At 68.0% G+C, this 12,050-nt stretch carries 11 protein-coding genes and 1 rRNA gene; 10 read left to right on the top strand and 2 right to left on the bottom strand.

The annotated features are described in order from the left end of the window. The first annotated feature begins 38 nt into the window (after nucleotides 1-38). From rrf to VA613_RS09810, 3 genes are all read left to right on the top strand, one after another. A 5S ribosomal RNA gene (rrf, locus tag VA613_RS09820) occupies nucleotides 39-152 on the top strand. A gap of 292 nt (nucleotides 153-444) precedes the next feature. Then, nucleotides 445-717, top strand: a complete 273-nt coding sequence (locus tag VA613_RS09815; protein WP_324778836.1) for a ComEA family DNA-binding protein — start codon at nucleotides 445-447, stop codon at nucleotides 715-717. A gap of 202 nt (nucleotides 718-919) precedes the next feature. Continuing rightward, nucleotides 920-1,696 (top strand): ZIP family metal transporter, encoded by a 777-nt coding sequence (locus VA613_RS09810; protein ID WP_324778835.1) that lies wholly within the window; start codon nucleotides 920-922, stop codon nucleotides 1,694-1,696. On the opposite strand, the gene VA613_RS09805 is transcribed toward VA613_RS09810, so the two are convergent. After that, nucleotides 1,634-1,852, bottom strand: a complete 219-nt coding sequence (locus tag VA613_RS09805; protein WP_324778834.1) for a hypothetical protein — start codon at nucleotides 1,850-1,852, stop codon at nucleotides 1,634-1,636. The two genes, VA613_RS09810 and VA613_RS09805, sit on opposite strands and share 63 nt — an antisense overlap. A 27-nt stretch (nucleotides 1,853-1,879) precedes the next feature. Between VA613_RS09805 and rimO the strand changes: the two genes are divergently transcribed. Next, nucleotides 1,880-3,211 (top strand): 30S ribosomal protein S12 methylthiotransferase RimO, encoded by a 1,332-nt coding sequence (rimO, locus tag VA613_RS09800; protein ID WP_324778833.1) that lies wholly within the window; start codon nucleotides 1,880-1,882, stop codon nucleotides 3,209-3,211. A gap of 13 nt (nucleotides 3,212-3,224) precedes the next feature. Here rimO and VA613_RS09795 read toward each other — a convergent pair whose 3' ends face one another. Further along, a complete protein-coding gene (locus tag VA613_RS09795; RefSeq protein ID WP_324778832.1) occupies nucleotides 3,225-4,223 on the bottom strand; it encodes a hypothetical protein in 999 nt (332 codons plus the stop codon). Nucleotides 4,224-4,255: 32 nt separating this feature from the next. Between VA613_RS09795 and VA613_RS09790 the strand changes: the two genes are divergently transcribed. Genes VA613_RS09790 through VA613_RS09765 form a run of 6 tightly spaced genes read left to right on the top strand, consistent with a single transcriptional unit; the run spans nucleotide 4,256 to nucleotide 12,050 of the window. Then, the gene (locus tag VA613_RS09790) at nucleotides 4,256-4,675 is read left to right on the top strand and encodes a secondary thiamine-phosphate synthase enzyme YjbQ (protein ID WP_324778831.1); all 420 of its coding nucleotides are present in this window, start codon (nucleotides 4,256-4,258) and stop codon (nucleotides 4,673-4,675) included. A 44-nt stretch (nucleotides 4,676-4,719) separates the two neighbouring features. Further along, on the top strand, nucleotides 4,720-5,964 hold the full coding sequence (locus tag VA613_RS09785) for a lipoprotein-releasing ABC transporter permease subunit (RefSeq protein WP_324778830.1): 1,245 nt from the start codon (nucleotides 4,720-4,722) through the stop codon (nucleotides 5,962-5,964). Then, nucleotides 5,957-6,637, top strand: coding sequence for a lipoprotein-releasing ABC transporter ATP-binding protein LolD (gene lolD, locus VA613_RS09780; RefSeq protein ID WP_324778829.1), 681 nt, complete (start codon nucleotides 5,957-5,959; stop codon nucleotides 6,635-6,637). Before VA613_RS09785 ends, lolD begins: the two co-directional genes overlap by 8 nt. Nucleotides 6,638-6,649: 12 nt before the next feature. Next, nucleotides 6,650-8,992 carry a DNA internalization-related competence protein ComEC/Rec2 gene (locus tag VA613_RS09775; RefSeq protein ID WP_324778828.1) on the top strand — a complete coding sequence of 781 codons (2,343 nt, stop codon included), beginning with the start codon at nucleotides 6,650-6,652 and terminating at the stop codon, nucleotides 8,990-8,992. After that, the gene (locus VA613_RS09770) at nucleotides 8,985-11,126 is read left to right on the top strand and encodes a RelA/SpoT family protein (RefSeq protein ID WP_324778827.1); all 2,142 of its coding nucleotides are present in this window, start codon (nucleotides 8,985-8,987) and stop codon (nucleotides 11,124-11,126) included. The genes VA613_RS09775 and VA613_RS09770 overlap by 8 nt, the downstream gene beginning before the upstream one ends. Nucleotides 11,127-11,171: 45 nt before the next feature. Then, on the top strand, nucleotides 11,172-12,050 hold the full coding sequence (locus VA613_RS09765) for a Dyp-type peroxidase (protein ID WP_324778826.1): 879 nt from the start codon (nucleotides 11,172-11,174) through the stop codon (nucleotides 12,048-12,050).

Here is a 12,050-nt window from a genome sequence, read left to right as displayed (position 1 = left end):
CGGGGTCAAGACCACAAGCCTTGATCCCCACCCCTTTGTCTGACGACCATAGCAGAGTGGAACCACCCCTTCCCATCCCGAACAGGACGGTGAAACGCTCCCGCGCCAATGATAGTAGGCAGCTCGCCTGTGAAAGTAGGTCATCGTCAGACTCCTTACCCCTCCGGGAGCACACAAGCTCCCGGATACAAAAACCCCCTCCCGCAAAGAGGGGGTTTTTTTATTGCGATCAGGAAAAATGCGGCGCCGAGCTCCGGTCCGGGCGGCGAGATGGGGAAGCCGTCCGGCCGTCGGACGGGCGCCCTCGATGGAAAATATTTCTCCTTAAGAATCAGCCGGAAGCGCCCGCCCTACGACTAAAGTTGTATGGCCTCCCTTGGGTGCCACGGGTAAGGTGTCGATGGGCATCTGCCCTATCTCAAACACTTTAAAAAGGGAGGAATCATGAAGAATGTGCTGTCTATCGGTCTGCTCGTCGCAGGACTTTTCGCTTCTCCGGCATTCGCCGCTGTCGATCTCAATACCGCGACGCAGTCCGAACTCGAGTCGGTCAAGGGGCTGGGTCCGGCCAAGGCGCAGGCGATCATCAGCTATCGCAAAGAGCACGGGAAATTCAAGAACGTCGACGAACTCGACAACGTCAAGGGATTTGGCAGTGCCAGCGTCGCGAAGCTGAAGGGCGAACTGACGGTGGGTCCGGAAAAGGCCGGCAAGTAAAGCGGTGAAGCGGGTCCGGCGCCCAGGCGGCTCCGGACCGTGCCGGCTACGCCGGTGCTGCTTTTCGGCGCGGTCGGCGCTTCGGAAGGGTGCGCGCAGAGGGCGCTTTGCACGCTTTGATGACCGTGCCAGCAATTCTGTCCTGCGGTCGGGGCGCTCCCGACGGTATAATGCGTCCCTTTATCGGGGCCGTGCGTTTTTCATGTCTACCCTTGCAGCCATTCTGGGCGCAACTGTCGCGGGCAGTGTGCTGAGCCTGGTGCTCGCGGCCTTGATCGCGTTTTCTGCGCGTCCGAGTTGGGTGCCGGTTCTGGTGAGCTACGCCATCGGCGCGCTGCTGGGCGCTGCGCTGCTCGAGGTGCTGCCGGAAGCGGTGGAGATGGGTGGCGACGTCAAGACGGTTGCGCAGGCCCTGCTCGGCGGCATCCTGCTGTTCTTCCTGCTCGAGAAACTGGTGCTGTGGCGACACTGTCACGACGAGGGGTGCGAAGCGCACGTCGCGCATGATCATGGGCACGACCACGGGCGGTCCGGCCTGATGATCACGGTGGGCGACACCTTCCACAACTTCGTCGACGGCATCATCATCGCAGGCGCGTTTCTGGTCGACTTCCGTCTGGGCGTGATCACGGCGCTGGCGATCATCGCGCACGAGATCCCGCAGGAAATCGGCGACTTCCTGATTCTGCTGCATTCGGGCTACACGCGTGGCCAGGCACTGGCACTCAACGTCCTGACGGGCGTGGCGACGGTGCTGGGCGCCCTGGTGGGGTATTTCGCGTTGTCGAAGCTGCAGGGGTGGACGCCGGTGCTGTTGGGCCTCGCCGGCGCGAGCATGCTTTATGTCGCCCTGTCCGACCTGATTCCGGGCCTGCACAAGCGCGCGGAAATTCGCGCGACGCTGCAGCAGCTGGTGCTAATCGGCCTGGGCGTCGCGACCGTTGCCGTCGCCGGTATCCTGATCGGCGAGGGCCGCTGAGCGTTGCCGCCGGCGCGGTCCGCCGACGACGTAAGTGAACAGCATCAACGGCAGGATACCCAGGAAAACCAGGATGGCAAGGCCCTTGCCGATGCTGCTGGCCGTGATCGCCATCATCAGGATTACATAGGCCCAGCCGATCGCTACGATGTACATCTCACTGCTCCATCAGGATTCAACAACATGGTAACCAAAGCAAAGCGCGGACGCACGCCGACCGTTGGGTTCGTTTCCCTCGGCTGCCCGAAGGCAACGGTGGATTCCGAGCGCATCCTCACGCAGCTGCGGGCCGAGGGATATGGAATCGTCGGCAGCTACGACGATGCCGACGTGGTCGTGGTCAACACCTGCGGCTTCATCGATGCGGCGGTGCAGGAGTCGCTCGAGGCGATCGGCGAGGCGCTGGAGGAGAACGGCAAGGTGATCGTGACCGGCTGCCTCGGTGCCAAGGGCGACGTGGTGCGCGAGGCGCATCCGAAGGTGCTCGCGGTATCCGGCCCGCACGCGCTCGAGGAGGTGATGGAGGCCGTGCACGGCGCGTTGCCGAAACCGCACGACCCCTTCGAGGACCTGATCCCGCCGGGCGGCATCAAGCTCACGCCGCGGCACTATGCCTACCTGAAGATTTCCGAAGGCTGCAACCATCGCTGCACGTTCTGCATCATCCCGTCGATGCGCGGCGATCTGGTGAGCCGGCCGATCGGGGAGGTCATGAACGAGGCGGAAAAGCTGGTCGGCGCAGGCGTGCAGGAACTGCTCGTGGTGTCGCAGGACACCAGTGCCTACGGCGTCGACGTCAAGTACCGCCCCGGCTTCTGGGGCGGACGCCCGCTGAAGACGCGCATGACGGAACTGGCGGGTGCGCTCGGCAGCCTCGGTGCCTGGGTGCGGTTGCACTACGTGTATCCCTATCCGAACGTCGACGACGTCATCCCCCTGATGGCCGACGGGATTGTCCTGCCCTATCTGGACATTCCCCTGCAGCACGCGAGCCCCCGCATCCTCAAGCTGATGAAGCGGCCCGGTGCCGTCGAGAAGACGCTCGACCGCATCCAGGCGTGGCGCCGTGCCGTGCCTGATCTCACCCTGCGCTCGACCTTCATCGTCGGCTTTCCCGGCGAGACCGACGCGGAGTTCGAGGAACTGCTCGATTTTCTGAAGGCGGCGCAACTCGACCGCGTTGGCTGCTTCAAGTATTCGCCGGTCGAGGGCGCGGCAGCCAACGAACTGCCCGGCGCCATACCGGAAGAACTCAAGGAGGAACGCCTGGAGCGCTTCATGGAGACGCAGGCGGAGATCTCGGCAGCGAGGCTGGACGCCAAGATCGGGAGGACCATCGAAGTCATGGTCGATGAGGAGGACGAGGTCGGCACGCTGGCGCGCAGCCATGCCGACGCGCCGGAGATCGACGGCGTCGTGTATCTGGAAGGCAAGTTCGGCCTCAAGCCGGGTACGCGCCTCAAGGTGCGCGTCGACGAGGCCGACGAGCACGACCTGTGGGCGACGCCGGTCTGAGCCGCGTGCGCCGCTAACGTAACAGCGCGGCGAGCTTGCGTGGTCGCCGCCAGATTTTCCAGACGGCGGCGCGATCGAGAAGCAGCGCGCGGCCGCTGATCGGGTCGGCCAAGCGGACTGCGGCCGCACCCGACGTGCGCAGGACGTCGCGCAGGGGCGCGAACCAGTCCGATTCGAGCGTGCGCAGCGCCTCCCTCCAGCCGTAAGGCTCGCCGCACTGTCCCGCCGGCGTGAGCGCGTCCAGGACGATCACGCTTGCCGAGTCGAGCATGCGGCGATCGCAACGATCGGGCAGCTCCCGCAACGTCGTGCCGCAATAGGCGCCGATCGCCCGGCTGCCCTCGTCGCGGCAGTACAGCGTGGTGCGCTCCGACGGTCTTGCGGGCATGGTGCCGCCCCCCCACAGCCAAAGCGAGTTGACGGGCAGCGCGCCGCGCGCTTCGCGTGCCTCGTTGACCGGATGGCCGTGCAGTAGCATCTGGACTTCGTTCAGCAGCGCGCGATAACGCATGGCGTCGTCACCGCGCGGCAGCAGCGGGTCGATGTCGAGTCCCGTCGCGACCGATGGCGGCGTCGTGGACAGGCGTGGCGGCTGGTCGAGCCGCAGATACCAGCGCATCGGACGGAGCGGGAGCGGACGGAAGGCGTCGCCGAAATGTTCGGCAATCGACGCGGCGAGCGCGTTCGCCTCCTGCTGCGTCAAGGCGGGGTCGCCGCTGTCTGCCAGCACGACGCGGTCCCGCATCAGGCGCAGGTGAACCGGGTCGGCCCGCAGCCAGTAGGCCCCTTCGGCGGCGCCGCCATCCTGCTGCACGCTGATCGGCGCGATCGGCCAGTCCTGCTGGCGTTGCACGCCCAGCGCCTCGCACAGCGCGGCTTCGACACCCTCGTCCAGGCAGGCGGCCCGGCGGCCGCGTACCAGGAGCGTTTGCAGGGCGGGCAGGTGCAGATCCTGTGCGGCGGCCTCCAGCATGCGCGGCGAGGGGAATAGATGGGGAATCAGGAACAGCATGCGACGAGTGTAGCAAAGCTAAAATGGCGGCCATGCGACAGTGCTTCCACGAAATCACGGTGCCGACCCGAGGCAAGGGCCTATATGCCTTCACCCCAGGCGTGCGTGAATGGGTGCGCGCAAGCGGTGTGCGGCAGGGGCTCCTCACGCTCTACATCCGTCACACTTCGGCGAGCCTGCTGATCCAGGAGAACTACGATCCGACCGTGCAGGCCGACCTCGAGCGGTTCCTGTCACGGCTGGTGCCGGAGGGCGACCCGCTCTACGAACATGTCCTCGAAGGCGCCGACGACATGCCCGCGCACGTGCGTGCAGCGCTGACCCAGACGCAGCTGGCGATTCCCGTCACGGATGGCGCGCCGCTCCTCGGCACCTGGCAGGGGATCTACGTGTTCGAACACCGGCGCGCGCCCCAGACGCGCAGCGTCGTCCTGCACCTGATGGGCGAGTAGGGCGGCTGTGGCATACTCGCGAAATTGAGACTGCGAGCGACGTTTTGCTTCCCTTCGAACTCCAGATCGGCCTGCGCTATACCCACGCCAAGCGCCGCAACCATTTCATCTCCTTCATCTCGATCGTCTCCATGGCGGGCATCGCGCTCGGCGTGATGGCGCTGATCGTCGTGCTCTCGGTCATGAACGGGTTCCAGGACGAGCTGCGTGCGCGCATCCTGGGCGTCGCCTCGCATCTGGAGATCAGCGGGCCCGCCGACCGGCTGTCCGACTGGCGCGATGTCATCGCGCAGGCCAGGCGCAACAAGGAGGTGCTGGCCGGCGCGCCCTATGTCAACGCCCAGGGCATGCTGGCCAACGGCGATCGGGTGCGCGGCGCGATCATCCGTGGCGTGCTGCCGGACCTGGAGAACCAGGTCGCCGATTTCGGGACGCACATGAAGGCGGGGCGGCTCACCGACCTCAAGCCCGGTGAATTCGGCATCATCCTCGGCGCGGAACTGGCGCGCGCGCTCGACGTCGTTCCCGGTGACAAGGTGGTCCTGCTGACGCCGCAGGGCAACATCACGCCGGCGGGCGTCATGCCCCGCGTCAAGCAGTTCACCGTCACCGGCATCTTCGAGGCCGGCATGTTCGAATACGATTCCGGCCTCGCGCTGATCCAGCTGCAGGATGCGCAAAAGCTGCTGCGGCTCGGCGACGACGTCTCGGGCGTGCGGCTGAAGCTCGACGACCTGTTCCGCGCACCGTTCGTGACACGCGAGCTGGCGCGCACGATGACCGGCCAGTACTACCTGACGGACTGGACGGAAAGCCACGCCAACTTCTTCCGTGCCGTCGCGATCGAAAAGCGCATGATGTTCCTGATCCTGCTGCTGATCGTCGCGGTCGCGGCGTTCAACATCGTGTCCACGCTGGTCATGGCCGTCACCGACAAGCAGTCCGACATTGCGATCCTGCGCACGCTGGGCGCCAAGCCGTCGTCGATCATGAGCATCTTCATCGTCCAGGGCGCGTTCATCGGCGTGTTCGGCACGCTGCTGGGGGTGGTGAGCGGCGTGCTGCTGGCGCTCAACGTCGAGACGGTCGTGCCGATGATCGAGCGCCTGTTCGGCATGGACCTGTTCCCGGCCGACGTGTACTACATCAGCAAGCTGCCTTCCAAGCTGGTCTGGAGCGACGTCGGCATCATCGCCGGGGTGTCGCTCGCGATCAGCCTGCTGGCGACGCTCTATCCGAGCTGGCGGGCCTCGCGCATCAACCCGGCGGAGGCGCTGCGCTATGAGTGAAGTGGTGCTGCGCTGCGGCGGATTGGGCAAGACCTTCCGCCAGGGCAAGACCGACGTCCCGGTCCTGGTAGGCGTCGATCTCGAAGTCCGTGCCGGGGAATCGGTTGCCATCGTCGGCGCCTCCGGATCGGGCAAGAGCACGCTTCTGCACCTGCTCGGCGGGCTCGACACGCCGACGCGCGGCACGGTCGAACTGTTGGGGCACAATCCCTTCGCCCTGTCCGAATCGGCGCGCTGCGCGTTGCGCAACACGGCGCTGGGCTTCGTCTATCAGTTCCATCACCTGCTGCCCGAGTTTTCCGCGCTGGAGAACGCGGCCATGCCGCTGATCATTCGCCGCGTCGAGCGCGGGCTGGCGATCGCGCGTGCGAAAGAGGTGCTGGAGGAAGTGGGACTCGGGCATCGCCTGGCTCACCGTCCCGGCGAGCTGTCCGGCGGCGAGCGGCAGCGCGTCGCCATCGCCCGCGCGCTCGTGACGCGGCCGGCCTGCATCCTGGCCGACGAGCCGACCGGCAATCTCGACCGGCACACGGCCGATGCCGTGTTCGACCTGATGCGCACGCTCAACTTCAGGCAACACACCAGCCTTGTCGTGGTGACCCACGATGCCGAGCTCGCGGCGCGCATGGATCGGCAGATCCGGCTGGTGGACGGGGTCCTGCAGGCGGGCTGAGCATCCGGCGCGATGCGGTCGACACTCATCGCGTTCTGTTTCGGCGTATGGCTGCTGCAGCAACAGGCGGCGCTCCCCGCGGCACGCTGGTTCTGGCTGCTGCCGCTGCTTTCGGTGGTGCTGTGGGTGCCGCGCACTGTCCATCCGGTTTCCGAAGTCCTGCGCCGGCTGGCGGTGATGCTGCTGGGCGTCGCGCTCGGATTCGCGTGGGCGGCGTGGCGCGCCGATGTGCGTCTGGCGCACCGCCTGCCAGCCAGCTGGCAGGGCGTGGACCTCGCCGTGGTCGGCGTGGTGAGCGACTTGCCGCAGACGGACGCACGGGGCGAGCGCTTCGTGCTCGACGTCGAGCAGGTCCTGACGCCGCGCGGCCCCGGCCTTCACCGCATCCAGCTGGCGCGCTACTGGCCGCGCGGCGGGGCGCGGCTGCCGACCGTGCACGCAGGCGAGCGATGGCGGTTCACGGTGCGCCTCAAGCGCCCACATGGCACGCACAATCCGCATGGATTCGATCTCGAAGCCTGGATGCTGGAGCGGGATATCGCCGCCTCGGGCTACGTGCGCGAGCAGCCTGCCCCGCAGCGCCTCGACGCACGCGCGGCGACGCCGGCGGCATGGCTTGCGGCAGCGCGTGCCGCGATTCGCGAGCGGATCTTCGCCACGCTCGGGGAGGCGTCCTACGCCGGCGTGATCACCGCCCTGGTGATCGGCGATCAGCGCGGCATCCCGCATGACCAGTGGCGCGCGTTCACGCGGACCGGCGTCAACCACCTGCTGTCGATTTCCGGGCTGCACGTCACCATGATCGCGACGCTGGCCGGCTGGGGGCTGGCCTTCGTCTGGCGGCGCGTGCCGCGTGCCGCGGAGCGGTTGCCGGCGCGGCAGGCGGGGCTGCTTGCCGCCGTGGCGTCCGCGGCGGCGTATGCCGCGCTCGCCGGCTTTCAGGTGCCGGCGCAGCGCACGCTGTTCATGCTCGGGGTGCTTGCGCTGGCGTTCTGGTCGCGCCGCCAAACGCGGCCGTTCTCGGCACTTGCGTGGGCCGTGTTCGTCGTGCTCGTGATCGACCCGTGGGCGGTGCTGTCGGCCGGCTTCTGGCTGTCGTTCGGCGCGATGGCCGCCATCGTGTGGGCGAGCTTCGGACGGGTCGGGCAGGGCGGCAAGCTGCGTGCGTGGGTGACGGTGCAGGGCGCCGTCACGCTGGCGCTGGCGCCGGCCCTGCTGCTCCTGTTCCAGCAGGTGTCGATCGTGTCGCCGCTCGCCAATGCGGTCGCCATCCCGGTCGTCAGCTGGCTGGTGACGCCGCTGGCCTTGCTGGGGGTGATCGCGCCGCCGCTATGGCATGCTGCGGCGGCGCTGATGGGCTGGCTCGGGCAGGCGCTGGCGTGGGCCAGCACGCTGCCGTGGGCCGTGGCGACGCGGCCTGCACCGGAGGGGTGGCCCCTCCTGCTTGCGCTCGCCGGGACGCTGTGGCTGCTGCTGCCGCGCGGCTTTCCGGCGCGGGCGATGGGCGCGCTGCTGTGGCTGCCGCTGCTGTTTCCGCCGCGGGCGAGCATCGCCCCCGGCAGCTTCGAGGCCGACGTGATCGACGTCGGCCAGGGAACCGCCGTCCTGGTCCGCACCGCGCAGCATGCGCTGCTTTACGACACCGGGCCGGCGTTCGCCGAGAGCGACGCCGGCGAGCGCATCGTCGCGCCCTATCTGCGCGCGACGGGTGTCGGCGCCTTGTCGGGGATCATCGTCTCGCACGACGACAACGACCACAGCGGCGGCCTTCGATCGGTGTTGCGCGACATTCCGGCGGGCTGGCTGCTGCATGGCCTGCCCGCGAGCAGCCCGCTGCTGGATGCCGCGCCGTCGCCCTTGCATTGCGAACGCGGCCAGCGCTGGCAGTGGGACGGGGTCGGCTTCGAGATCCTCAACCCGTCCGGTGCCGCCTATGCGGAAGCCGGCCGGCGCGACAACGATTACAGCTGCGTGCTGAAAGTCAGCCGCGGCGGGCAAAGCCTGATGATCACGGGGGACGCCGAGCGGCGCGGTGAGCTCGAGCTGCTGGAGTCGGGCGCGGACCTGGCGTCGACCGCGCTGGTCGCGGGGCACCACGGCAGCCGCACCTCGTCGCTGCCCGAATTCGTGGCGCGCGTCCATCCGCAATACGGGATCTTCACCGTCGGCTACCGCAACCGGTTCGGGCATCCGCATCCGCAGGTCGTCGCACGCTTCCGCGACGTCGATTCCCGCATTCTGCGCAGCGATGCGGCCGGGCTCATCCGGCTGACGTTTGGTGAAGCCGGGGTGGTGGCGTCAGAATATCGTCCTGCCCACCGCCGTTACTGGCAGTCCGACATGTCCGATGAATGAAGCCGTCCGCCCCCGTTGTCATGAGGCCACCGATCTCGAATCGGCGCGGCAGGCGCTCGCGCGCGCGCTGCCGGTGGCGGAGAACGACCTACCTTGGCGCGCCCTCGCCTACGCCCATGAGCGGCTGGGCGAGTGCGCGACGTTCGCGCACAGCGTCGGCACCGCACTGATCGTCGCCGAACTGCGGGTCGGCGCGGATGCTGTCGCTGCGGCGCTGCTCCATGCCTGCCTGGGCGATGCGCCGGAAGTCGACGCCGAATTCGGCACCGCCGCCCGGCTGGCGCGCGGGGTGGCGGCGATGGCGCGCATCGAGACGCTCGCCGCCAGCGCCACCGACAAGCGGCTCGATCCCCACGCGCAGCTGGAGGCGCTGCGCCAGATGGTGCTGGCGATGGTCGAGGACATCCGTGTCGTGCTCGTGAAGCTCGCCGAGCGGACCCATGCGCTGCGCTGCGCCGCCACCCAGGACGACGCGACGCGCGAGACGCTCGGGCACCAGGCGCGCGAACTCTTCGCGCCGCTGGCGAACCGCCTCGGGGTCTGGCAGATCAAGTGGGAGATGGAGGATTGGGCGTTCCGCTACCTCGAGCCGGACACCTACAAGACCATCGCCAGGCAGCTTGACGAGAAGCGCGGCGACCGCGAGGCCTACATCAAGGGCGTCATCGAACGCCTGCAGGCGGAGCTCGCGCTGCACGGCATCGAGGCCGAGGTGACGGGGCGGCCCAAGCACATCGCCAGCATCGTCAACAAGATGCGCAGGAAGCGGCTGACGTTCGAGCAGCTCTACGATATCCGCGCGGTGCGCGTGCTGGTCAAGCACGAGATCGACTGCTACACGGTGCTGGGCCTGGTGCACAACCTGTGGCAACCGATCCCCGGCGAATTCGACGACTACATCTCGCAGCCCAAGAGCAACGACTACCGCTCGCTGCACACGGCGGTGATCGGCCCTGAGGACCGTGCGCTCGAAGTGCAGATCCGCACCTTCGACATGCACCGCCACGCCGAGCTCGGCGTCGCCGCGCACTGGCGCTACAAGGAGGGCGGCCGGCAGGACGCGCAGTACGAGGAGAAGATCGCGTGGCTGCGGCGCATCCTCGAGTGGAAGGACGACGTCGCCGACAGCAGCGAATTCACCGAGCAGTTCAAGACCGAGCTGTTCCAGGACCAGGTCTACGTGCTGACGCCGCAGGGGCGGGTGGTGGCGCTCGACCGCGGCGCCACGCCGGTGGATTTCGCCTACGCGCTGCATACCGACCTTGGCCACCGCTGCCGCGGCGCCAAGGTCGACGGCGCGATGGTGCCGCTCAACACCGTGCTCGACAACGGGCAGCGCGTGGAAATCGTGACCGTGAAGGAGGGCGCGCCGAGCCGCGACTGGCTCAACCCCGCGCTCGGCTACCTGGCGACGCACCGGGCACGTTCCAAGGTGCGCACCTGGTTCCGCCAGCGCGACGTCGGCGAGCAGGTCGGCCTCGGGCGCAGCCTGCTCGAAAAGGAACTCAAGCGCCTCGGCATCGTCGAGGCGAATCAGGAAAAGCTGGCGCAGCGGCTCAAGTTCGCCAAGGTCGACGAGTTCCTCGCCGCGCTCGGTCGCGGCGACGTCGGCCAGCGCGACCTGGTGCAGGCGCTGCAGGAGCCCGGCAAGCCGGTTCCCGCGCTCGTGCCGACGGCGAAGCCGCGTGCGCGCCCGAAATCGGGCAATCCGGTCACGATCCCGGGCCTCGGCGACGTGCCGCTGACGCTGGCGCGCTGCTGCAAGCCGCGGCCGCCGGATGCGATCGCGGCCTACACCACGGTCGGGCGTGGCCTCACCGTGCACCGCGCCGACTGCGCGTCGCTGAAACGCGCCAATCCGGCACGCGTGATGCCAGCGGAATGGGTGCTGGATGCGAATGCCGCATTCGAGGTGGAGATCCGCCTCAAGGCATTCGACCGCCAGGGCCTGCTGCGCGACGTCTCGGACGTCATCGCCAAGGACAGGCTCGACGTCCTGCGCGTCAACACCGACAGCCGCGGCGAATATGCGCACATGCAGCTGACGGTGCGGGTGAAGGAGCTGCAGCAGCTGTCCCGCCTGCTGGCCCGCCTGCAGCATGTGCAGAACGTGATCGAGGTGCGGCGCGCCTGAATTTTCGTTTATCGTGTGTGCTTCTTCCGAACGACCTGGACCGCCATGAAGCCGCAAAGCGCCATCCTCGAGCCGATCCCGGACCACGCCCGCCACCTGTTCTTCGATCTCCAGCCCGCCGCCGATTCCCGGGCTGCATTGCAGGCACTGGCCGCAGCATGCGATGGCCGGACGGCGGTGATGGGCATCGGCCATGGTGTGGCCGACGCGCTTGGCACGCCGGTGCCCGGGCTGCGCGGGTTTCCCGAACTGGCTCAAGCGAGGCCCGCGATTCCGGTGACGCAGCATGCGCTGTGGCTCTGGCTGCGCGGCACCGAGCCGGGCGATTTGCTGCTGCAGGGCCACCGCTTGCAGGCCCTGGCCGCGCCGGCCTTCACCCTGGCGCAGGCGATCGACAGCTTTCGCCACCGCGACAGCCGCGATCTGACCGGCTACGAGGACGGCACCGAAAATCCCAAGGATGAAGCGGCCGTGGCGGCGGCCCTCGCACAGGGCCAGGGTGCAGGCATCGACGGCTCCAGCTACGCCGCGGTGCAGCAATGGCTGCACGACTTCGCCGCGTTCGGCGCAATGCCGCGCGACGCGCAGGACAATTGTATTGGCCGCGAACGCGACAGCAACGAGGAGCTCGACGATGCGCCGGAGTCGGCCCACGTCAAGCGCACCGCACAGGAGGACTTCGACCCCGAGGCCTTCGTGGTGCGCCGTTCGATGCCCTGGACGGCGGGGGCCGACGCCGGCCTGGTCTTCCTCGCCTTCGGCGAGTCCTTCGACGCCTTCGAGGCGCAGCTGCGCCGCATGACCGGCTACGACGACGGCATCAGCGACGCGCTGTTCACGTTTACCCGTCCCGTGACGGGGGGCTATTACTGGTGCCCTCCGGTCGGCACGTCGGGCATCGACCTGCGGGCGCTGGGGCTCTGA

Source organism: Thiobacillus sp. SCUT-2, assembly GCF_035621355.1.
GTDB lineage: Bacteria > Pseudomonadota > Gammaproteobacteria > Burkholderiales > Thiobacillaceae > Thiobacillus > Thiobacillus sedimenti.
Note: the sequence above shows the minus strand (reverse complement) of the source record. Positions and strands in the feature narration are given on the sequence as shown.

Coding starts and splice junctions, on each gene's coding strand:
- VA613_RS09815 (WP_324778836.1), top strand. CDS start 445: ATGAAGAATGTGCTGTCTATCGGTCTGCTCGTCGCAGGACTTTTCGCT.
- VA613_RS09810 (WP_324778835.1), top strand. CDS start 920: ATGTCTACCCTTGCAGCCATTCTGGGCGCAACTGTCGCGGGCAGTGTG.
- VA613_RS09805 (WP_324778834.1), bottom strand. CDS start 1,852: ATGTACATCGTAGCGATCGGCTGGGCCTATGTAATCCTGATGATGGCG.
- rimO (WP_324778833.1), top strand. CDS start 1,880: ATGGTAACCAAAGCAAAGCGCGGACGCACGCCGACCGTTGGGTTCGTT.
- VA613_RS09795 (WP_324778832.1), bottom strand. CDS start 4,223: ATGCTGTTCCTGATTCCCCATCTATTCCCCTCGCCGCGCATGCTGGAG.
- VA613_RS09790 (WP_324778831.1), top strand. CDS start 4,256: ATGCGACAGTGCTTCCACGAAATCACGGTGCCGACCCGAGGCAAGGGC.
- lolD (WP_324778829.1), top strand. CDS start 5,957: ATGAGTGAAGTGGTGCTGCGCTGCGGCGGATTGGGCAAGACCTTCCGC.
- VA613_RS09775 (WP_324778828.1), top strand. CDS start 6,650: ATGCGGTCGACACTCATCGCGTTCTGTTTCGGCGTATGGCTGCTGCAG.
- VA613_RS09770 (WP_324778827.1), top strand. CDS start 8,985: ATGAATGAAGCCGTCCGCCCCCGTTGTCATGAGGCCACCGATCTCGAA.
- VA613_RS09765 (WP_324778826.1), top strand. CDS start 11,172: ATGAAGCCGCAAAGCGCCATCCTCGAGCCGATCCCGGACCACGCCCGC.